The organism is Chitinophaga eiseniae (assembly GCF_900167135.1).
GTDB classification, from domain to species: domain Bacteria; phylum Bacteroidota; class Bacteroidia; order Chitinophagales; family Chitinophagaceae; genus Chitinophaga; species Chitinophaga eiseniae.
Genome location: NZ_FUWZ01000004.1, coordinates 541,885 through 566,665 on the forward strand (window position 1 = coordinate 541,885; position 24,781 = coordinate 566,665).

Annotated in this window: 5 protein-coding genes; all 5 read left to right on the forward strand. The window is 53.4% G+C overall.

Annotated features, from left to right (window positions below):
• The first annotated feature begins 342 nt into the window (after window positions 1-342).
• Window positions 343-861 carry a UpxY family transcription antiterminator gene (locus B5D63_RS25620; RefSeq protein WP_078671705.1) on the forward strand — a complete coding sequence of 173 codons (519 nt, stop codon included), beginning with the start codon at window positions 343-345 and terminating at the stop codon, window positions 859-861.
• A gap of 259 nt (window positions 862-1,120) precedes the next feature.
• Window positions 1,121-1,843 (forward strand): thioesterase II family protein, encoded by a 723-nt coding sequence (locus tag B5D63_RS25625; RefSeq protein WP_078671706.1) that lies wholly within the window; start codon window positions 1,121-1,123, stop codon window positions 1,841-1,843.
• Entirely contained in the window at window positions 1,840-3,465 is a 1,626-nt protein-coding gene (locus B5D63_RS25630) for an MBL fold metallo-hydrolase (protein ID WP_078671707.1), read from the forward strand. Before B5D63_RS25625 ends, B5D63_RS25630 begins: the two co-directional genes overlap by 4 nt.
• A gap of 138 nt (window positions 3,466-3,603) precedes the next feature.
• Entirely contained in the window at window positions 3,604-4,569 is a 966-nt protein-coding gene (locus B5D63_RS25635) for a pyridoxal-phosphate dependent enzyme (protein WP_078671708.1), read from the forward strand.
• A 126-nt stretch (window positions 4,570-4,695) separates the two neighbouring features.
• Window positions 4,696-24,780 (forward strand): non-ribosomal peptide synthetase, encoded by a 20,085-nt coding sequence (locus B5D63_RS25640; protein ID WP_078671709.1) that lies wholly within the window; start codon window positions 4,696-4,698, stop codon window positions 24,778-24,780.
• Window position 24,781: the final 1 nt, after the last annotated feature.

Here is a 24,781-nt window from a genome sequence, read left to right on the forward strand (position 1 = left end):
CTGATAAGGACGATAGAAGTGTTAATTATTGTACAACGATAAAAAAGTAGTTAGCAGACCCTCAAATAATCAAATTTTCCTTAAATGTTAAACTGAGACAAGGGATTAAACACAAACTAATACTATCCGGAAAATTCTGAGACATCCAAGGTGGTGTTGTATGTTAACTTATTACGTCGTTTAAACAGCTATTTTATTTTTTACGTAATGTGAAAGATCTGGATTCACGCTAGCGACAGCTATGTCCGGAACTGAATGACATTGTTTCAGGAAAGGGCACGTGACACTATATCTGAAAGGAAAGCCTATCGCTTTATTAGTATCCTTTAGAAAATACCCTCAATGAGCATTTCCGTAAATGGCTGGTATGTGGTGTATACCAAGCCCCGTCACGAAAAAAAAGTTGCCGCTTTTTTGTCAACTTTGAATATTGTCAACTTTTTGCCTACTGCCAGAATTTTACGCGCGTGGAAAGACCGGAAAAAATACATCGACGCTCCATTATTTCCTTCTTACCTCTTTGTTTATCTGGAGGACCTGGAAACCTACTACAGGGTGCTAAGCCTGGAAGCTGTGTTATATTATGTAAAGACAGGAAAGGAGGTAGTAAAGGTGAAAGAAGACGTGATTCATAGTATCCGGCTGGTTACCCAACAGACGAGTCATATCGATATCGAAGTGTCGGATGATTATTTTCAGCCCGGTAAACAATTGATGATCAAAGATGGAATACTATGCGGCCTCGTCTGTGAAGTAGTGGAGGTGAAAGGCGAACGGAAATTCCTGGTAAGGGTGAATATGCTGCAGAAGAATATTCTGGTGGCCGTATCTGGAGAATACCTCGATTCAATTGCTGTGTAAGCGGCCGGCCATCGTTATAGTCAACATGGTCTGCATGGAAACCCTGGCTCGTTTTCATTTTCAGCAGGACGGCTCCCCTCTGCTGCACAGGCCCTCGTCAGCCTGTAATTTCCCTGATATGATGCAGGAATAAACAGACATCAGCTGTGTAATACAGGTGACTGTCGCCGTCATTCCTTTATAGTTCAGATACCGGACTCCCCGGTCCCGGACGGGGATTCCTATGCCCGATTTTTTGACAACGTGGAAACTTTGACATATGGAGAAAATCAATCTTTTCTGTCTGCCCTTTGCCGGAGGTAGCAAGTACTCCTACCGGCTGTATGAAGAACACCTGCCATCTTTCCTGAACCTTATTCCGCTGGAATATCCCGGCAGAGGTACGCGGATGAGTGAACCCCTGAAAGAAGATATACGGCAGCTGGTGAATGATCTCTATCAGCAGGTAGAGCACAAAATAGACAAGGCGCCCTACGCCATCTACGGACACAGCATGGGGGGACTGCTTTGTTATCTCCTGGCCCGCAAAATCAGGGAAGAAGGCCGTATGCTGCCGCTGCATCTTTTTATCACCGGTACCTCCGGCCCGGCTGCCCTGTCAAGAACAGAGAAAAAAAGACACCTGCTGGACAAAAAATCTTTTATCGAAGAAGTCCGTAACCTGAACGGAAGCCCCGATGAAATACTGCAAAACGACGAACTGCTGGATTTTATAGAACCCATCCTGCGGGCCGACTTTAAAGTATCGGAAAATTATGCCCATATCCGTCATGAACCACTGGATATACCCGTTACCGTTATCACCGGGACGAGAGAAGATATGAAACACGAAGACATCCGCCTCTGGCAGCAGGAGACCCGTAAGCCTGTTGACTTCCGCCGTATGCCCGGCCATCACTTTTTTATCTTCAAATACCCCTACGAGATCGTCAGCATCATCGCCAAAAAATTACTTGTACATCACAAATCATATCAATTATGAGCGACAAAAAAGTATACCTCAAGCCCAACGTAGTGCTGGAACCATTGTATGACCGGTGGTATGCCTGGAGTCACCTGGTGTCCCCGGCGACTGCAGCCATGAATACCATCGGACGTCACCTTACCATCATGGATTCGTATCTCGACGACCCCGCCATCCACGCGGAAGCCGTGCTGAATCCAAAAATGAAAGGTGGTCCCTTTATGGACTTCAACGGCGGAAGGGTAGAGGAGGTGAGCGCCCTGAAAGAAGATATCCTGAAACGCCAGCACCGTACCATCGAATTCGCGAAAGCCTGCAAGGAGCTGGACAAAATTCTGGCCGCGGAAGCTAAAGGGTTCGGACTGGAACCCCTGTACGAAAAAGTGCCGGAAATCCTCAAAGGATATGTGGAACTGTGTTACGACCGCAACAATAATGCAGACTACCGTTTTTTCGAATCGCTCCTGTATAAGAGTGAATTCTATAATAAAGAAGCACAGAGCATCGCCCTGTGGATCACCAATAACGACCACCGCCCTTTCTGTCTCAGTACCCCGAGGCTGGATGAAGCGGATGTGCTGCATCTCAATATTCCCTTCGATCACCCCGGCATCGACGCTATCAGCCGTATGAAGCGGACAGCACGCTCCCTGTCGGAAATCAAAACTATTTTCGGCATCACACCCGAACAGGAAACGTTGTTCGATACCTTCTTTACGGAAACACCGCCACCAGCCTATAAACGATATACCGGTGACAAGATCCGTATGCGTTACTTCGGGCATGCCTGCATTCTCGTGGAAACAAAAGACGTAAGTATCCTCGTTGATCCGCTGATCAGCTACTATGGCTATGAAAGCAGTATCGACCACTTCTCCGATGCAGACCTGCCGGATGTAATCGACTATGTGCTGATTACGCATAACCACCAGGACCACATCCTGTTCGAAACCCTGTTGCCCCTGCGTCATAAAATCAGAAACCTGATCGTACCGCGTACCTGCAGTGGCAGACTGGAAGACCCGGACCTGAAACTGATGTTTAATAACATCGGCTTTAACAACGTAGTGGCGGTAGACCCTATGGAAACCATCGAGTTTGTGGATACCACCATCACCGGTCTGCCCTTCACAGGAGAACACTGCGATATGAGCATCCTCACCAAATCCTGTTTCCTGGTACAGATCAGCGGTTTCAAACTGTTGTTCCTCGCTGACTCCAGGATCGTGGAATCTGCCCTTTACAAACTTATTCATAAACAGACTGGGGACGTGGACGTACTGTTCCTCGGCATGGAGTGCGACGGCGCCCCCCTTACATGGCTGTACGGCCCGCTGCTGACCAAAAAAATCACCCGTGATCAGGACAGCAGCCGCAGGCTCGCCGGTTCCGACTGCCCTAAAGGCATGGCGCTGGTAAATATCTTCCACCCCAAAGAAGCCTACGTATACGCCATGGGGATGGAACCGTGGCTGGAGTTTATCAGCAGCATCGTGTATACCGACGAATCCAACCCGATCATCCAGTCCAACAAACTGGTGAAAGAATGTGAAGCGAAAGGTATCATTGCTGAACGTCTGTATGGAGAAAAAGAGCTCCTGTACAACAGGAAAGAAGCATTGGTGGCGGAAGAACAGTAATGCCGGCCCTTTCTGATTGTTTGTTGATGACGCTCCTTTTTCTTCCCTGAACACCATTATCATTCGCCAACTCATCTGCTACCTGCATCCTCCCCGGATGCAGGTATACCCCCGGTTTTTTACCATAAAAATGCAAATATGCTACAGCAGCTTGAAAAGTTGTCCGCTTTTATCGGCAACACCCCCCTCATATCCCTCCGGAATACCAACACCCCTTTGTGGGCTAAACTGGAGTACAACAATTTCTCCGGCAGCTCCAAAGACCGCGCCGGTTATAGCATTATCTACAACGGTATAAAAGCCGGTCATATCAACGAAGATACCACCATTATCGCTTCCAGTTCCGGTAACCTCGCTATTGCCGTGGCTTCCATCTGTAAAATGCTGGACCTGAAGTTTATCCCGGTGATCGATCCGAATATCAACAGCGCTTATGAAGCGCTGCTGAATATCCTATCTTACAAAGTGGTGAAGATCACAGAACGTGATCATACCGGCGGATACCTGCTCACCCGTATAGACACGGTCAACCGGCTGCATACCACCATCGAAAATTCTTTTATTGCCGACCAATACGGTGATCCCAATAATTACAAAGGTTATTATGGCCTGACAAAAGAAATTCTGGCCTGTCCGGAACCCATCGATTATGTGTTTGTGGCGGTGAGCTCGAGCGGCGCCATCACAGGCATCTCCAGCAGTATAAAAGCAGAGCGCCCTGATATTAAAATCGTGGGCGTGGACGTGGAAGGCTCTGTGATTTTCAACGCACCGCCGGTGAAAAGATATATCTCCGGTATCGGCGCCAGCCAGGTACCACCTATCATCGAAAACGCCCTCATAGATGATGTAGTGATCCTATCGCAGACAGACATCGTGAAAGGATGTCTCGAATTGCTCAATGAGCAGGTGATTTTTGCAGGTGCTTCTTCCGGCGCCGTGTATCTCGCCGCTAAAAATTATTTCCGTCAGCAGTCCTTCCCCAAACCCCCGAATTCATTGCTCGTCTTCCCGGATAAAGGCCATTCCTATCTGGACACGATCTATAATCCGGAGTGGGCAGCGCAACTGGCGCATAAACTGCAGTCTGCCACCGTCGCTTAAAACAGCAGCACTATTTCTTAGCGGGCTGTCAGCCGCAACGCCGGCCTGGTGAAGCAGGGCGGGCCGCCGCCGTATGGTTAACCGCCATCGACAGGTGAGATGTGAAACTTATTAAATCCTAGCACAATGCCCAGTTTAAATGTTAACGATATTCTAGCCCTGTTGCAACAGGCTACTGAAAGTGGAGTCACAATATCCTTCGAAGACGATAACCTGTTACTGAATATTCCGGATGACAGGGAGATTGATCCGTCGTTCCTTACCAAATTAAGACAGCATAAGGTACACCTGGTCGAATACCTGAAACAACAGGACGCGGAAGAGGAGTATACCAATGTCATCACACCGCTGGCAGGCATCTTCGATGGCCATGTTCCGCTGTCATTCAGCCAGGAACGCCTCTGGTTTATCGACCAGTTGCAGGGAAGCGTGCAGTATCATATGAAAGGTGCTTTCAGGATCAGCGGCCGGCTGGATACCGCCTCGCTGGAGCGCACGTTCCAGGCGATCGTGAACCGCCATGAAATACTGCGTACGGTCATCTTACAGGAAGAAGGCCGTCCCTATCAGCATGTGCTGGAGAAAGACCGTTGGCATATGGGCTTCACAGATGATGAACGTTATCATGACGACGCGGTGCAGCTACAGGCCTATATCATCACCTTATTTAATATTCCTTTCGATCTCGCCCGGGACCACACCTTCCGGGCGCATCTTATTAAACTGTCGGCAGATGAACATATGCTGGTGATCGTGCTTCACCACATCGCGGCAGATGGATGGTCCATGGCCGTGCTGTTCGATGAGCTGCAGAAGCTATATGGTATTTACGCCGGCGGCCATACAGACACGCTGCCGCCGCCGGCCATACAGTACGCCGATTATGCGCTGTGGCAACGTAAATACCAGCAGGGTATTTTCCTGGACAGACAGCTGGCCCACTGGCGAAAGAAACTGGCGGGTACGACTTTGCTGGAACTGCCGACAGATGGTGATCGCGGCATTCTGAAAAGCACCCGTGGCGCTATGATCACTTTCATGATCGATGAGGCGCTTACCGGCCGGGTAAGGCAACTGTCCCGCGATCGGAACGCCACGCTGTACATGACGCTGCTGGCTGCATTTAAAGTGCTGCTATACCGTTACAGCGGCGTGGAAGACGTGTGTGTGGGCGGCGCGATCGCCGGCAGGACGCAAATGGAAGTGGAAGAACTTATCGGTTTTTTTGTCAATACACTGGCGCTGAGAACAGACCTGAGTGGTAACCCCACGTTTTCAACGGTGCTCGACCGCGTGAGAAGTACCATGCTCGATGTATATGAACATCAGGACGCACCCTTTGAAAAAGTAGTGGAGATGATGGGCGGTGAAAGAGATATCAGCAAAAATCCGCTCTTCCAGGTGATTTTTGTGCTGGACAACGAACCGCCAATGCCGGCGTTGACACTGGGGGAAGCGACCGTCACCCGTGAACCGGTGAAACACATCACCAGCCAGTTCGATCAGTTCTGGTCGCTGCTGGAAAAGCCGGAAGGCATCCAGGTAGAGCTGGAATATTGTGTGGACCTGTTCAGCGAAGATACGATGCAGCGGATGGTCACCCATTACCTGCAACTGTTGCGCAGTGTGGTGGACAATCCCGCTGCTGCGATAGGGAGTTTTGATATGTTGCCCGCCGCTGAGAAAGAAAAGGTGATACATACGTTCAATCATACCGCGGTGTCATATCCTGCCGGGCAAAGTATTACAGCGCTGTTCGATCTGCAGGCGCAAAAGACGCCGGCGGCTATCGCGCTGTCCTTCGGCAGTGAGCAGCTGACCTATAAGATGCTGGAAGAGCGCACCAATCAGCTGGCGCAATACCTGAAGACCCTGGGCGTGCGTCCGGGCATGTTCGTACCGGTATGCCTCGATCGTTCCACAGCGCTGATTGTCAGCATACTCGGGATCCTGAAGGCAGGAGGCGTATACGTACCTATCGATCCTGAATACCCGAAAGAACGCATTCGCTTTATGCTGGAAGACACCGGAGCCAGCAGGATACTCACCAGCCGTGACTATCAAACGCTGCTGCTGGAAGCGGCTCCGGATGCGGCGTTGCTATGCATCGATCAGGTAGCTTCCGTACTGGAAACGCTGCCGGCAATACCGGTGCAGGTCCCTCTTTCTGCCGATGCTGTTGCTTATGTAATGTATACTTCCGGTTCTACGGGTAAGCCCAAAGGAACGCTGGTAACCCATCGTAATGTGGTGAGCCTCGCTACCGGGGGCGATTTTGTGCCACTGGGGCCGGACAGTGTGCTGTTGTCGACCGGCTCGCCCTCCTTTGATGCTACTACCATCGAATACTGGGGGATGCTGCTCAATGGCGGCCAGCTTGTAATGTGCCCGCAGCATCTTTTTTTGGATAACCGGCTGTTGCGTGAAGAGATCCGCAACAGAAAGGTCAACATCATGTGGTTTACAGCCAGCTGGTTTAATCAGCTGGTGGATGATGATATTCATTTGTTCGAGGGGCTCTCTGTGGTGATGGTGGGTGGAGAAAAACTGTCGGAAGATCATATCCGCCGCTTCCGGGCGGCATGGCCTCAAACAACGGTGATCAACGGTTATGGCCCTACGGAGAACACTACTTTTTCGCTGACTTACCCGATCGATACCATTGTCCGTGGCAGAAGTATTCCCATCGGCCGGCCTTTGGGCAATCGTACGGCCTATGTGCTCGACGCCTGGGGGCAACCTGCCCCCATCGGCGTGGCCGGGGAACTGTACGTAGGGGGCGCCGGTGTTTCGGCGGGTTACCTTCATCAGCCGGAGCTTACCGCTGAAAAATTCGTGCCCGACCCGTTCAGCAGAGAGCCGGGTGCAAGGCTGTACCGCACGGGCGACCGTGCCCGCTGGCTGTCAGACGGCACGGTGGAATATCTCGGCCGTATAGACGACCAGGTAAAGATACGCGGCTACCGCATTGAACCGGGAGAAATTGAAAAAGTGCTCAATGCCCTGGAGCAGGTAGCTGCCGGCGCAGTAGTGGTAAAACAACAAACACCCGGCGAAAAAAGGCTGGTAGGCTACTATGTGCCGGATTTGCAGGAGGTACGCCGGAAAGAGGCGGAGCTCTGCCTGCAGCAGGTAGAGACCTGGAAAGAGCTGTATGAAACAGCCTACACAAAAGCAGAAGAAATACCCGACCTCGACGAAGAGTTTAACATTACCGGCTGGAATGACAGCTTTACGGGTGAAGCCATACCGCCTGAACTGATGGCACAATGGCTGCAGGACATCACCGGCGTTATCCTGGCGGAATCACCCAAACGAGTACTCGAAATCGGCAGCGGCACGGGCCTGATCTACTATCAGCTGGCAGGCCACATTGATCGTTATATCGGTACCGATTTCTCGAGCGTGTCCATGGCCCAGATGCAGCGAAGGATCGATAAAAAAGAACGTGTTTACCCCGAAACCACCCTGAAGTTATGTGCTGCACATGATGTGACGATCGATGACACAGAAACCATTGATACCATTATTCTCAATTCCATCATACAATATTTTCCGGGTGAACAATACATGACCGATGTCCTCGCCAAATGCATGTCGCTGCTCAAAGGCAACGGCACCATTATCATTGGCGATGTCCGTGATCTGCGCTTGCTGCCTGCTTTCAAACGCCGGTTGCAACTCGGAGCACTACAGGATAAAACCCTCATCCGCGATTTCAACTGGCAGGTGGAACAGGAAGTACTGAAGGAAGAAGAACTTTGTTTCTCCCCCGCATATTTCTACCAGCTGGCTACCGTTTTCCCCGGGATCACCCATGTCAGTATTCAGTGGAAAGATGCTGACTACAGCAATGAGTTGAGCCTTTACCGTTATACGGTCATCCTGCACGTCGGACGAGAGAAAAACGTGCTGCGTACCGGCTGGCAGTCGTGGGACACGCTGGACGACAAAAAAAGTGTGCAGCTGGAGCTGTTGGAGGGCAAGGAACTTATTGCCCTAAAAGATGTGCCCAATCCCCGTTTATGGAAAGAACGGTTGCAGGACCAGGCATTGAGAAGTAAGGCGGTGGATACGGTCAGGGAGCTGGCAGCCTTTAGTACGCAGCCCGATCCGGACACCGTGATAGTTCAGGACTTTATCCGTTTGGCAAAAAACAAAGGTTATCATATCCGTTTACTGCTGAATGACGATCCGCTGAAGGTTGACCTGATACTGGGGTTGCATCCTTTTGACGGCATTATCGAAAGACCCGCGGCAGGCAATGTTGCCACCGCTGTGCCCAAAACAAGTATTCCGCTGTTCGCTGATATCTGCGCATTGATACAACGGGATATCCGGGATACCATGGCCCGGCTGTTACCGGAATATATGATCCCGGGCGACTTTGTGGCTCTGCAACAACTACCGCTCACCAACAACGGTAAAACAGATCGTCGCTTCCTGTGTGAACGGGAAGACATGCAACGTAAGAGCACGATCAACTATCAGGCGCCGGTGACTGCTACAGAACTGCAACTGGCTGCCGTATGGGCTGACCTGCTGCGGGTGGACGCTATCGGCGTAAAGGATAATTTCTTCGAATCAGGAGGTCACTCGCTGCTCGCTACCCGCGCGGTTTCCGCCATCAGGAAGGCGCTGGGGGCAGAGCTGACAGTCAGGGATTTTTTCCTATACCCAACCATCGGACAGCTGGCGGCCTACCTCGATCAACAGGACAAAAGCAGCCTGTTACCGCCGGTACTGACCGGCAGGCGTCCGTTGCAGATACCACTGTCGTTTAGCCAGGAACGTTTGTGGTTCATCGACGAACTGGAAGGATCGCTGGCCTATCACATGCCGGTGGCACTGCGGCTGAAAGGCGCGTTGAATAAAGCGGCGCTGACGAAAGCGCTGCAGGCGCTGGTAAACCGCCATGAGGTATTACGCACTGTTATCCGGGAGAAAAATGGTACGGCCTATCAGCAGGTAATGGATAAGAACAGATGGGAGATGAACGTGTCGCAGTGGGACTTCCGGCTAACGGCAACGACTACCCTGCATGAACATATCCTTTCGGTGATCAACCAGCCGTTCAACCTGTCAGAAGATCATATGCTGCGCGCGCACCTGATGGAAGGCGCTCACGAAGAATATATACTGGTCGTGGTAATGCATCACATTGCCTCCGACGGCTGGTCTGTTTCCATACTGGTCAATGAACTGGCCGCTTTTTATGAAGCTTTTTCAGATGACAGTCCGGCGGCGTTGGCGGAGCTTGATCTGCAATACGCGGACTTTGCCGTATGGCAGCGCAACTGGCTGACACCCGACGTGCTGGACGCCCGGATGGGGTACTGGAAACAACAGCTGGAAAACGTGGCGCCGCTGAACCTGCCTACCGACCGGACACGACCGGCGGTACAGCGCAGACGCGGTAGCCTGGTTTCTTTCAAAATAGACCATATCCTCCGGGAGCAGCTGAAGCAGCTCGCCCAACAGGAAGATGCCACACTCTTTATGACGTTGCTCGCAGCGTTTAAGGTACTGTTGCACCGTTACAGCGGTCAGGAGGACATCTGCGTGGGCAGCCCTGTGGCCGGCAGGATACAACAGGAAGTAGAGGGGCTGATCGGCTTCTTCGTCAATACACTGGCGTTGCGCAGTGATCTGGGTAATAACCCTACCTTTACCGCATTGCTGCAACAGGTAAAAGAAACGACGCTGGCTGCCTACGATCACCAGGAAATACCCTTTGAAAAAATAGTAGACGCTGTGGTGACCAGCAGGGACCTCAGCAGAACACCGCTGTTCCAGGTGGTCTTCGGCCTGCAAAATATGCCCGATATTCCGGCTGTCAGCCTGGGTAGCGTATCTATTCAGGAGGAAGTCATCGAACATACCACGGCACAATTTGATCTGAGTTTTTCCGCTATAGAAAACAGGCACGGCATTGATGTAGACGTAGAATACTGCACCGATCTGTTTGACCGGCAGACGATCGTCCGCCTGTGGCAACATTTTGAACAGCTGTTGCGTAGTGTGGTACTGACACCGGACGAAAAGATAGGCAGCTTGCCGATGCTGGCCAGAGGAGAGCGCGAACAACTGCTGGAAGCCTTCAACGGCGCGGCTGTTGGTTATCCTAAAGAAAAAACCATTGTAGACCTGCTGATGGAGCAGGCGCTTCGTACGCCCGATGCCGTAGCCGTATCGCTGGAAAATGACACGCTGACCTACCGGGAACTGCATGAACGTTCCAACAGGCTGGCGCACCATCTGCGCGAAAAAGGAGTACAGGAAGATACGTTGGTGCCGATATGCATTGAACGGTCACCGGACATGATCGTCGGCATCCTGGCGATCCTGAAGGCTGGCGGCGCCTACGTGCCCATAGACCCCGACTACCCGGAGGAGCGCATCCGTTTTATGCTGGAAGATACGGCCGCCACGGTGATCGTTACCAGCAGCAGCTGTAAAGACAAACTAAAAACCAATCGCAAAGATATCGTGCTGGTGGCCGTCGACAAGAAGTTACGTACACCTGCAGCATACAAAACGGCGCCGCCGGTCACACAACTGCAGCCCGCTAACCTCGCTTACGTGATTTATACTTCCGGTTCCACCGGTAACCCCAAAGGCGTGCTCATTGAGCATCGCAACGTAGTGCGGCTGTTTGAGACCGACGCGCCGTTATATGATTTTAACGGCACTGACGTATGGACGATGTTTCATTCTTTCTGCTTCGACTTCTCCGTCTGGGAGATGTACGGCGCCCTGTTTTATGGCGGCCGCCTGGTCATAGTGCCTAAGCCGGTAGCGCAGGATGCTATCGCCTTCGGCGAATTACTGCTACGGGAAAAAGTGACGATTCTGAACCAGACGCCTTCTGCTTTTTATGTATTACAGGATTATCTGACCGGTGCGGCCGATACCGTACCGGTACGGTACGTCATCTTTGGCGGCGAAGCGTTGAATCCCGGTAAAGTGCAGCCCTGGCTGCAGACATACCCAAACTGCCGGCTGGTCAATATGTACGGTATCACGGAAACAACGGTGCACGTTACTTATCAGCCTATCGGGTTGCATCATGCAGAAAGCAGCAGCGTGATCGGCGTGCCTATTCCCACGCTGAGCCTTTATATCCTTGACCCGTACGGCGGACTGGTGCCGGCGGGCGTAGCCGGCGAGCTGCATGTAGGCGGCGCCGGGCTGGCGAGAGGGTATCTCCATCGCCCTGAGCTTACCGAAACCCGGTTTGTGGCCGATCCATTCAGCAAAACGGCCGGCGCACGGATGTACCGCACCGGTGACCTCGGCCGCTGGCTGCCGGACGGCTCGCTGGAATACCTGGGCCGTATAGACGATCAGGTGAAAATCCGTGGCTTCCGCATAGAGCTGGGAGAGATAGAAAGTGTCATGACCAAATGTGAACTGGTGAGCCAGGCTGTTGTACTGGCGAAAGCAGACAACAAAGGAAACAAACGCCTGGTAGGTTATGTCGTACCTAACGGCACGTATGACAAAGCGGCCATCCTGGCATTTTTAAAAGACAGGCTGCCGGACTACATGGTACCGGCCATCCTCGTGGAACTGGACAAACTTCCCCTGACACGTAACGGGAAAGTGGATAAAAAAGCGCTGCCCGACGCGGATGCGGGGGCTACGCTGACGAATGAGTACGTCGCGCCACGTACTGAAACGGAACGTGCGCTGGCCCTGATCTGGAAAGACCTGCTGGGTGTGGAACGGATAGGGATATACGATAATTTCTTTGAACTGGGGGGAGACTCCATTATCACCATACAGGTGGTAAGCCGCGCCCGCCGTGCCGGGTATCACCTGCACCCGCGGGACCTCTTCCTGCATCAGACCATCGGCAGCCTTGCTGCTGTAGCAGGCGCCGGTCAGGAGTCGGCACATACCGGCGAACAGGGACAACTCACCGGCGACAGCGGCTTGCTGCCCATCCAGCACTGGTATTTTGACAGCAAGGCGCCTACCGTGTCCCATTATAATCAGGGATTGCAGATTGCGGTAGACAAGAGTATTACGCCGGAAGCGGTAGCCACCGCAATAGCCGCGCTGGTCCGCTACCATGACGCATTGCGTTTCACCTACAAACAAAATACCGCCGGCTGGACACAATCCTATGGCTATGCTGAAGGTGAACTGGAAGTGGCGGACCTGCGCGCGATCGCACCGGCCGCCTTGCAGGAACAGGTATTGTCATATGCCAACGCAGCCCATACGGGGTTGGATATTACCGCCGGCCGGCTATTACACGCCACGCTGTTGCTAACGCCTTCGGCAACGGCGCATAACCAGCTGCTGCTGGCCGTCCATCACCTGTCAATAGACGGCGTGTCGTGGAGGATCATACTGGAAGACCTGGAGCTGTTGCTGAAAAATAAAGACAATAAAACGGCAGAGGAGATACTGGGCGCCAAAAGTGCTTCCGTGCGCCAATGGCAGCACGCGTTGGTCAGCTATGGCCACCAGGTGCAGCTGACAAGCCAGCCTGCCTATTGGGAAAAAATAGCCAGCCGTTACCAGCCACTGAAAAAACAACGAAGCGAAACAAAGCATATCACGATGAAGGACCTGCATCAACTGCAGGTACGGCTGGATGCTTCGAAAACGACTGCTTTGTTGCAGGACGTGCCAGGCGCTTATCACACGGAGATCAACGACGTGCTGTTATGCGCGTTGACACAAACACTGACGACGTGGAACGATGGGCAACAGGTGGTCATCGGCCTGGAAGGCCATGGGCGGGAAGATATCGCTAAAGGCATAGACACCAGTCGCACCGTAGGTTGGTTCACCAGCCTGTACCCGGTACTGCCGGAGGTGGCTGGCCTGGCTGAAACAGGCGATATCCTCAAATCCATCAAAGAACAGCTCCGGCAGGTGCCTGACAAGGGCATTGGCTTCGGAGTATTGAAATATCTGAACAAAATACCTGCCTTGCAGGGAAGCCACCCGTGGGACATCGTGTTCAACTACCTGGGACAGGCAGACCGCCTGGTAAATGAAGCCGGACCTGTTCGCCACGCGCAGGAATTACCCGGCCAGGGAATGGCGCCGGATTATCCCGTGCATGAAAAAATAGCGGTCAATGGTGTCATTCAAAATGGAGAACTGATACTGGACTGGAGTTACAGCGCGTTGCATTTTGATGCGGCCGACATCGCGGCGTTAGCTGCGCTTTATCTCACCCGGCTGGAAGACCTGATCGCTCATTGCGTGTCCAAACAGAAAACTGTTTTCACGCCGTCTGATTTCGGACTGGGAGGCGTTGTCAGCATTGCAGAACTGGATGCCTTTATGGCCGCCGATTTCAGAGGCGTGCCCCGGCAAGGGCAGGTGGAAGGAATTTACCGGCTTAGCGGTCTCCAGGAAGGGATGCTCTTCCACGGGCTGTATGACAAGAATAATGCGGCCTACATCGAGCAGCTGGGATGTGACCTGGATGATCCGGACATCGCAGTGCTGCAACAGAGCTGGAACCATCTGCTGAATCGCTATAGCGTGTTACGCACCGGTTTCTATTACGACGAGTTCAGCGTACCGCTGCAATGTGCCTATCAGCACGCGGAAATGCCGTTTGAACTGCTCGACTATCGTCACCTGGACCCGTCGGCTCAACAGCAGGCACTGAAGGACTATGAGGCGGCGGACCTGCAGCGCGGTATCGATTTCAGGGAGGCGCCCTTAATGCGTATAACGTTGGTACGGCTGCAGGACAAACGATACCGGATGTTATGGACGTTCCATCACATCCTGTTCGACGGCTGGTCACTCGCGGTAATAATAGAAAACCTGTTAAGAACTTACGAAAATCTGTCTGCCGGTCAACTGGAAGGACTATACGAAAAAGACCATTACAGCGACTATATCCATTATGTGGAGCGCCTGGACAAAGGGCAGGCTGCCGCTTACTGGCAGGGTTACCTGAAAGATACTGATGAAGGCACGTTGCTGCCCTTCATTCCTGCTGCGGCAGAACGAACCAAAGGTGCCGGCATTTACAAGTCGGTAGCTGTGCTGCTGGATAAAGACAACGCTGCTGCATTGACTCATTTTGCACAGCAGCAAAGGATTACCGTCAATACTGTTATGCAAGGCGTATGGGCGTACCTGTTATCCCGCTATACCGGCCGGAGTGAAGTGACGTACGGCGTTACCGTGTCCGGCCGCCCGGAAGATCTGTCGGGCGTGGAACAGCGGGTCGGCTTATACATCAATACCTTGCCGCTTCATACCGTTGTGCAGGAAAACAGCCGCGTTGTTGCATGGCTGCAGGAAATACAGGCATCCCAGCTGGAAAGCCGGGAGTTTCAGTATACTGGTCTGGACACCATTCAACGTGGGGCAGGCATTGCGGGTGATTTGTTTGACAGCCTGCTGGTGTTTGAAAATTATCCGGTGGGCAAAGCGCTGGGGGCCAGCCACTGGCGCCTGCGGATAGACAACGCCTCCGTTCATGAACACACGAACTATCCGCTGGATATTATCGTGGAAGCAGGGGAGGAGATCAGTATCCGTTTCAATTACAATTCAGATCTCCTGTTGCCTGACTATATGAAAGCGATGGCCGCGCATTTCGAACAGGTGCTGTTGCAGGTGATGTCGTCCGGCAATATACTGGTGCGTGAGCTGGAGTGGCTGACCAGTGAAGAATACCAGCAACTGCATACTTTTAATGATACCGCAGAAAGTTATCCTGCCGGCAATACGCTGGTAAGCCTTTTTACCGAACAGGCGAGCCGCACCCCTGCATTGACTGCCGTTGTTTTTGAAAACGAAACACTGACCTACCGGCAGCTGGACGAGCGGTCCGCACAACTGGCCGGTTACCTGCGGGAGAAAGGCGTTGGCGGTGAAACGTTAGTACCTGTTTTGCTGGAGCGATCCATCAATATGATAGTGGCCATCCTGGGAGTGCTGCGTGCCGGTGGTGCTTATGTTCCCATAGATCCGGGGTATCCGGAAGAGCGTGTCCACTATATGCTGAAGGATACGCATGCCACCGTGGTGCTGGGCGACAGCCGCACAGCGGCGCTGGTGCCTGTAGGTGTTACGGTGGTAAAGCTGGACACCGACTGGCCGCTTATCAATGCTTACGCTGTGAAAGCGCCGGAAGTGGCAATTGCGCCGGAGAACCTCGCTTATGTGATTTATACCTCCGGCTCCACCGGTACCCCTAAAGGTGTGATGAACGAGCATAAAGGTGTGGTGAACCGCCTGCTGTGGGCGCAGGATTATTTTGGCCTGCTGCCGGAAGATGCGGTGTTGCAAAAGACGACCTTCAGTTTTGACGTGTCTGTATGGGAGCTGTTCTGGCCATTGACAACGGGAGCCAGACTGGTATTTGCCAAACCGGAAGGCCAGAAAGACGCTGATTACCTGCAGGAGGCCATCCGGCGCTACGGTATTACCACTATTCATTTTGTGCCTTCGTTGTTGAATGTGTTCCTGGAGAATATCGATAGTGGCGCATGCCCGTCACTACAGCGGGTGCTGTGCAGCGGCGAAGCGCTGAAACCGCAACAAGTGATGGCAGTAAGGGACAAGCTGCCGCATGTGGACCTGTATAACCTTTACGGGCCTACGGAGGCTGCCATTGAAGTAACCTGCTGGCATGCCCCCGCCACGCCCGGTCATATTGATATAGTGCCGATAGGTAAACCTGTGGCCAATACGCAGCTTCATATCGTCGATAAGACGGGACATCTGTTGCCCCCTGGCATTGCCGGTGAACTGCATATCGGCGGCATACAGGTGGCGCGGGGCTACCTGAACCGGTCAGACCTCACCGCTGAAAAATTTGTGGTTGATCTTTTCAGTCACACAGCAGGAGCCACTATGTACCGTACCGGTGACCTGTGCCGCTGGCTGCCGGATGGCAATATCGAATACCTCGGTCGTATAGACGATCAGGTGAAGATCCGTGGTTTCCGTGTGGAACCGGGAGAGATAGAAAATGCCCTGCTGGACACCCAGCTGGTCAACGATGCCGCTGTAGTGGCGAAGGAAGACGCAAACGGTCATAAACGGCTGGTCGCCTACGTGGTGCCGGCAGCTGCCTTCGACAAAGAGGCGATCGTCGCTGCGCTCAGGGAACGGCTTCCGGAATATATGGTGCCCGCCATAACAATACCGCTGGAAGCGATTCCACTCACGGCCAGCGGAAAAACAAACCGCAAAGCATTGCCTGATCCGGATTTTACCGCTGTGGCAACAGGCGCCCACGCGGCACCGCGTAATGAAACAGAACGTATCCTCGCCGATATCTGGCAACAGTTACTCAACCTGCCACGTATAGGCATTTACGATAATTTCTTTGAGTCCGGTGGCGATTCCATCATCACCATACAGGTGGTCAGCCGTGCCAGAAGGGCCGGACTGGAGTTCCAGCCCCGTGATATCTTTACTTATCAGCACATCGCAGCGCTGGCAGCTGAACTGCAGTCACGCAGTAAGTCGGTGCTGACAGGTGAGCAGGGCCTGCTCACAGGAGACAGCGGTCTGCTGCCCATTCAGCAGTGGTATCTGGAAACCGCCGGCCCTGACGCTCCTTATTTCAACCAGAGCCTGTTGCTGACAGTCAGCAAACAGGTGGATACCGATACCCTGGCTGCCGCCGTGCAACAGCTGCTGGCTACCCATGACAGCCTCCGCTTCAGGTACCGCTACGATGGGAAAGAATGGACACAGACGTATGGTAACTACAGCGGTATGCTGGCCGTGGAAGACCTGCAGGAAACACCGGCAGGTCAACTGGCAAGCCGTATGGAGCAATTGGGAGATCATTATCATGCTTCCCTGAGCCTTGAAAACGGTATCCTCATCAGGACGGTGTTCATACGTACGCCTGCAACAGAAGCAAATAACCGCCTGCTGGTGGTGGTCCACCACCTGGCGGTAGACGGGGTGTCATGGCGTATCCTGCTCGAAGACCTCGAACTGCTGCTGACGGAAGGGCCCGGAGCATTGACAATGCCGAAAGGCACTTCATACCGTCAATGGCAGCAGGCGCTGGCCAGCTACGGGCAATCCGGACGCCTGCAAACCCAACTGCCTTTCTGGGAACAAACCGCTCAACACTACCACCCGTTGCCTGCAGACACCAATAACGGGGATTATATAACAGCATCGGATATACGTACCATGGAAGTACGGCTGAATGCCGGCTTAACGCAACAACTACTGCAACGCACATCACAAGCGTATCGGACAGAAGTGAATGATCTGTTGCTGGCCGCATTAACCCGCACTTTATCGTCCTGGAGCGGCACTGCCGGTACTGTCATCGGTCTCGAAGGCCATGGCCGCGAAGATATCGCTGCTGGCACAGATACCAGTCGTACTGTCGGTTGGTGCACATCGTTGTACCCCGTATTCCTGCCCGCTGCGGCAGATGCAGGGCCGGCCGCGTTGCTGAAGTCAGTAAAGGAAAGCCTCCGAAAGGTAACCGACAAAGGTATTGGCTATGGCGTGCTCCGGTATATTAATAAAGCAGCTTCACTGCAAGGTACCCATCCATGGGATATCATTTTCAACTATCTCGGCCAGGTAGATAACCTGATGCAACCAGGCAGCTACCTGGGGCTTACCAATGAATCCACCGGCGCCGGCATGTCTCCGGTACTGCGCGTTCATGAAAAAATGGGCGTGGACTGTATCGTACAGGATGGTGAACTGGTGGTGCAATGGAAGTATAGCCGGTTGCATTACAAGGCTGCTACTATCACACAACTGACGGCAGACTACCTGTCGCAGTTGGAAACACTCATCCTGCACTGCGTGGCGCAGCAGGAAACAAACGTTACACCTGCCGATTACGGTCTGGGACAGGAGATCAGCTGGGAGGAACTGGACCGCTTCCTGGATGCACCTTACAAAGGTGTGAGCAGACGCAGGCAGGTGTCGGGCCTGTACCGCCTGAGCGGACTACAGGAAGGTATGCTTTTTCATAGCCTGTATGATGGTGAAGGAGGCACCTATATTGAACAGTTCGTGTGCGATCTGGAACAATTGCATCCCCATGCCTTTATACAAAGCTGGAACAGGCTGTTGCAACAATATACTATCCTGCGTACCGGATTTTATTATGATGAATTTACCATCCCTGTACAGTGTGTATATGAACAAGTGGAAATACCGGTGACGATCTTCGACTATACACACCTGGACAAAACGGCACAGGAGGAAGCTTTTGCCGGCTTTAAGGCAGAGGATCTGCGACAGGGATTTGATTTCCGCGAAGCGCCGCTTACGCGCCTGGCATTGGTGCGGCTGCAGGACAATAACTACCGCATGTTGTGGACATCGCATCACATGCTGCTGGATGGCTGGTCATTGCCTGTGCTGGTAGACAGCCTGCTCAATACCTATGAGCTGCTGGTGACCGGTAAAGAACTGCCTGCGGTGACAGTGGACCACTTCGAAGATTATATCCGTTATCAGGAGAAACAGGACAAAGCACAACTGGAGGATTTCTGGTCCCGGTACCTGCAAGGCGCGACAGAAGGTACCTTACTGCCGTTTATTGATGCAGCCGTGACGAGGACCAAAGGCAGTGGTGTTTACCTGGAGCACCTGCTTACACTTGATATCGCTTTCACACAGCAACTGACTGCTTTTACCCAGCAACATCATATCACCACCAGTACGCTGATGGAAGGCGTATGGGCGTACCTGTTACATCGCTACACCAGCCGTGACGAAATCTCCTATGGGGTGACCGTCTCCGGTCGGCCGGACGATCTGCCCGGTGTGGAACAGCGGGTAGGGCTGTATATCAACACCCTGCCGCTGCATACGCAGGTGGATGGGCAGCAGCAAATTGTGTCATGGTTGCAGGCTATACAAGCAGAACAGCTGAAAAGCCGCGACTTCCAGTACGCCAGTCTGAACGACGTGCAGCGATGGACGGGGGTGAACGGCGACCTCTTCGACAGCTCCCTTACTTTCCAGAACTATCCGGTCAATGAAGTGCTGGAAGCCCGCGACTGGGCACTGAAGATCAGGAATGTAGAGATACATCCGCATACCAACTATCCGTTGACCATCATCATCGGCATTGCTTCGGAGACGACGTTGTTGTTTGCCTATAACAGCGACCTGCTGCCGACACACGCTGTCCGGATGATGGCCGGTCACTTCCGTCAGACACTGGAACAAATCATCACACATCAGGCGGCAATACTGGCAGACATCGAACCGCTGACGCCAGCTGAAAAAACACAGCTGCTGCAAGCTTCTGCTGTCGACTATCCACAGGACGCCACCGTTGTCAGTCTGCTGGAAGCACAGGCGACCCGCGCTGAACAGGAAACAGCCGTGGTATTTGAAGGTGATAGCCTTACCTGGCGGCAACTGGAAGACCAGTCCAACCAATTGGCCCGGTACCTTCGTAACCTCGGGGTGCAACCTGGCGAGCTCGTACCGTTGTGCATAGAACGTTCCGTGCAGCTGATAGTGGGTCTGTTGGGCATTCTGAAAGCGGGGGCAGCGTATGTGCCTGTTGATCCTGAGTTCCCCGCTGAGCGCATTGAATATATGCTGAAAGATACCGGCGCCCGCATCGTTGTCAGCAGCAATGCCTGCATGGACTTACTGCCGCAACGGGCATCACTGCAGGTGATCGCCGTAGACGGTAACGCCGCGAAATTCAGTATACTGGCGGCGTCCCGCTTACAGATGGCCATTACCCCGGACAGCGTAGCTTATGTGATTTACACCTCCGGCAGTACCGGGCAGCCTAAAGGGGTGCAGGTAACCCATCGTAACCTGGTCGACTATACGTATGGTTTGAAGGCGGTAACGCCGCTGGAAGATTGCCGGACTTTCGGCTTGTTGTCCAGCATTGCGACGGACCTGGGCAATACGGTGATATTCGGTTCCCTGCTGACTGGCGGGGCGCTGCATCTCTTTTCCAAAGACACGGTCAACGACCCTGAGAAAATCAACCGTTATCTGCGCCGTCATCCGCTGGATGTTATCAAGATCGTGCCTTCTCACTGGAAGGCATTGTGCTCCGGCGATGAGATGGTACTGCCTCAGCGACTGCTGATATTTGGCGGCGAGGCGCTGGATAGCAGCGTGATAGACAGTCTCCGTGAGGCTAAAGCTACCTGCACGGTGGTGAACCACTACGGCCCAACGGAAACGACTATCGGAAAATTATTGCACGTGGTAAGTCCCGAGCGGGAGTACGGCAAGACCGTACCGATCGGCAAACCCTTCTCCAATACGAATGTCTGCATTGTGAGCCCGGCCGGAAAACTGTGCCCTGCGGGCGTACCGGGAGAGCTGCTGATTGGCGGCGCCGGTGTAGCCAAAGGGTATTTACATCAGCCGGCGCTCACAGCGCATAAATTTATCACTAACCCATTCCACCCGGACGCCGGCCAACGGGTATACCGTACCGGTGATCTGGTGAAATATCTGCCGGACGGCAATATCCTCTTCCTGGGTCGTATAGACGACCAGGTCAAAATCAGGGGATACCGTGTGGAACCCGGAGAAATAGCTGCCGTAATAGCGGCTGCTGAAAGCGTGCGCCAGGCCGTGGTGCTGGTAAAGACAGATGCCTCCGGCGAAAAACGCCTCGTAGCCTATGTGGTACCGGACGGCGAATTTGACAGGGAAGGCGTAACGGTCTATGTCCGTCAGGAACTGCCGGACTATATGCATCCATCTGCTATGCTGGTGCTGGACCAGTTCCCGCTGCTGCCGAACGGGAAAATCGACCGTAGGGCGTTACCCGATCCGGAAGTGACGCTCACTACCGGTGACGAATACACGGCGCCGTCCACACCAACGGAAACCAGGATGGTCGCTATCTGGAGCCGGTTGCTGGAAGTCGAACAGGTAGGTTTGCAGGATGATTTCTTTGCACTGGGAGGCCACTCACTGCTGGCCATCCGCCTTATATCCGCCATCCGTAAGGAACTGACAGCGGAAGTGGTGATTGGCGACGTGTTCGACTATCCCACCGTTAAAGCACTCTCGGCCCGCCTTGATCATAACCGCATCGATACAACTGTGCCGGCAATCGTGAAACAAAACAGGCCGAAACAGGTGCCACTATCATTTGGTCAGGAGCGGTTCTGGTTTATCGATCAGATGGAAGGCAGCGTCCATTACCATGTACCGGCGGTGCTGCGTCTGAAAGGCAGCCTGCAGCCTGCGGTGCTGGAAAATGCTTTGCAGACCATTGTCGACCGGCACGAAGTATTGCGCACCGTCATGGAGCAGGAAGACGGACAAGCATATCAACAGGTGAAGCCTGCCGGTAACTGGCGGCTGAACAGGATTAGCCGTCCGGACTATCAGCACAACATGGCTGCACTGCATGAGGAAATATCCAGGCTGGTCGCGGAGCCGTTCGACCTGCAACACGATTACATGCTGCGGGTGCACCTGATCCGGCTATCAGAACAGGAACATGTAATGGTGGTGATATTGCACCATATCGCTTCAGACGGATGGTCCAACACGATCCTGGTGAATGAACTGATGGAACTCTATGCCGCCAGCGTAGAAGGCCGTATGCCGCAACTAAAGACACTGCCGGTGCAATACGCGGATTACGCCATCTGGCAAAGAAGTTACCTGTCGGGCGACGTGCTGGAACAACAGCTGGGCTATTGGAAAGGCCAGTTGACAGATGTGGCGCCATTGCAGCTGCCAACGGACTTTATCCGTCCGGCGGTGCAAAGTACCCGCGGCGCACGCTACTGGTTCATGATCGACGCTGACCTGACCAGCAAGCTGCGGTCATTGTGCCACGAAGAAGGAGTGACCCTCTTTATGACCCTGCTGGCGGCTTACAACGTGCTGCTTCACCGTTACAGCGGGCAGGATGATATCTGCGTAGGCAGCCCTGTGGCAGGCAGAACACAGCACGAGTCGGAAGGCCTGATTGGATTGTTTATCAACACCATCGCGCTGCGCGCCGATCTGAGTGATAACCCGGTATTCACCACTTTCCTGCAACAGGTGAAGACGACCACGCTGGGCGCGTTTGCCCATCAGGAAGTGCCCTTTGAAAAGATCGTGGATGCAGTGGTGAAAGACCGTGACGTGAGCCGTACGCCGCTATTCCAGGCCGCTTTTGTACTGCAGAACGCTCCGGAAGTTCCCGAATTAAAACTCCGCGATGTAGCATTTGCCATAGAAGATATTCCATACACTTCTTCCAAGGTGGACCTCAATTTCACGATGGAAGAGGTAGGGGGAGCGCTCCGTGGCTGCGTAGAGTATTGCGCGGACCTCTTCCACGAAGATACGGTCCGGCGGATGGCCCGGCATTACGAACAGCTGCTGCAGGCCGCCGTGGATACGCCGGATGCCAGCATCGGCGCTATGGTGCTGCTGAGTGAGGCGGAGAAAACAACTCTCCTGCATACGTTTAATGCAACAGCGGTAGATTATCCGCTAAATAATACCATCATTGATCAGCTGAAATTGCAGGTAGACTTGCAGCCGGAAGCTGCTGCGCTGATCTTCACTGATCAGCGTCTGACCTATCGCGAACTGGACGAACGTGCTGCGCAGATGGCCCATTACCTCCGCAGCAAGGGCGTAACAAATCGTTCGCTGGTGCCGGTGTGCCTCGAACGTTCGCTGGAAATGATCATTAGCATCCTGGGCATTCTGAAAGCCGGAGCCGCCTACGTGCCCATCGATCCGGACTACCCGGCGGACCGTATCAGCTATATGTTGTCCGACACAGGCGCGGAGGTGATGGTCAGCAGTAACAGCTGCAGTGGAAAACTGCGTACAGCCAATCCCGATGCCACAATTGTACTGGTCGACGAGGAAGCCGATGCCATCAGCAGGTATCCGGTATCGGCGCCTGCGAGGCCACCCCGGCCGGAAGACCTGGCCTACGTGATTTATACGTCCGGCTCTACCGGCAAGCCCAAAGGGGTGATGCTGGAACACCGCGGCGTGGTTAACCTGGCCCTCAGCCAGCGCGACGCCTTGTGGCTGAAACCAGGTATGCGCTCGCTTCAGTTTGCCTCCTTCGGCTTTGACGCTTCCTGCTATGAGATATTCAATACGCTGCTGAGTGGCGGTATCCTCGTACTGCCACGTAAGGAAGACCTGCTGTCGGCCGACAGCTTTGCGGAACTGGTACAAACACAGCAGATAGACCTGGTAACGTTGCCACCTTCATACCAGCATATCATCAAAGATGTATTAGGGCCGGTGAAGACTATCGTGTCTGCCGGTGAGCCGCTGAACAGGGAAGACGGAAAGTACCTGCAAGGCAGGGGTATCCGCTTGATTAACGCATATGGCCCTACGGAGAATACCGTTTGTACCACGCTCACGGACCAGCCTATACGGGAAGATAATGTGGTGACCATCGGAAAGCCTGTCGCTAACGTTGAAGTATATATACTTGATCGCTACGGTGCATTATGCCCCATCGGCGTGGCCGGGGAGATGTGTATCGGCGGCGCCGGCCTGGCCCGCGGTTATCTCCACCGGGAAACGCTTACCTCAGAAAAATTTATTCCGCATCCTTTCAGCACGACCCCCGGTGCCCGGTTGTACCGCACTGGTGACACCGCCCGCTGGCTGCCGGATGGCAATATCGAGTACATCGGCCGTATTGACCACCAGGTGAAAATACGCGGATTCCGCATAGAGCTGGGAGAAATTGAATCGGTATTGCAGGAATGTGAGCTGGTCGGCGAAGCCGTAGTGCTGGCAAGGGCCGACGGAGCCGACAATAAACGGCTGGTAGGATACATCGTGCCGCAGGGGACTTTCGATAAAGAAGGCATCCTCGGTTACCTGAAAGAAAAACTACCGGAATACATGGTGCCGGCACTGCTGGTACCAATGGAACAATTACCGGTAACGGCCAGCGGCAAAATCGACCGCCGCGCCTTACCTGATCCGGATGCGCTGCACAAAGGAACGTTTGTGGCGCCGCGCGATACGATGGAGGCAGATCTGGCCGCTATCTGGCAGGAGCTGCTGGAAGTACCACAGGTAGGTATATACGATGATTTCTTTGAGCTGGGAGGAGACTCGCTGCTGGCAGTAAGGGTGGTAGCCCATCTCAAGCGGAAACTATCTGTTCACCTCTCTGTCAGCAAGCTGTTTGAATGCAAAGACATCGCCCGGCTGGCAGCTTATATTCAGGCACTGGCCACGACAGCGGAAAACGATACCGCTTACGATGTACATGAACTGTAAT

What these genes read in the sequence shown, in the direction of transcription:
- B5D63_RS25620 (WP_078671705.1), top strand. Translation starts at nt 343, where the DNA reads ATGAGCATTTCCGTAAATGGCTGGTATGTGGTGTATACCAAGCCCCGT.
- B5D63_RS25625 (WP_078671706.1), top strand. Translation starts at nt 1,121, where the DNA reads ATGGAGAAAATCAATCTTTTCTGTCTGCCCTTTGCCGGAGGTAGCAAG.
- B5D63_RS25630 (WP_078671707.1), top strand. Translation starts at nt 1,840, where the DNA reads ATGAGCGACAAAAAAGTATACCTCAAGCCCAACGTAGTGCTGGAACCA.
- B5D63_RS25635 (WP_078671708.1), top strand. Translation starts at nt 3,604, where the DNA reads ATGCTACAGCAGCTTGAAAAGTTGTCCGCTTTTATCGGCAACACCCCC.
- B5D63_RS25640 (WP_078671709.1), top strand. Translation starts at nt 4,696, where the DNA reads ATGCCCAGTTTAAATGTTAACGATATTCTAGCCCTGTTGCAACAGGCT.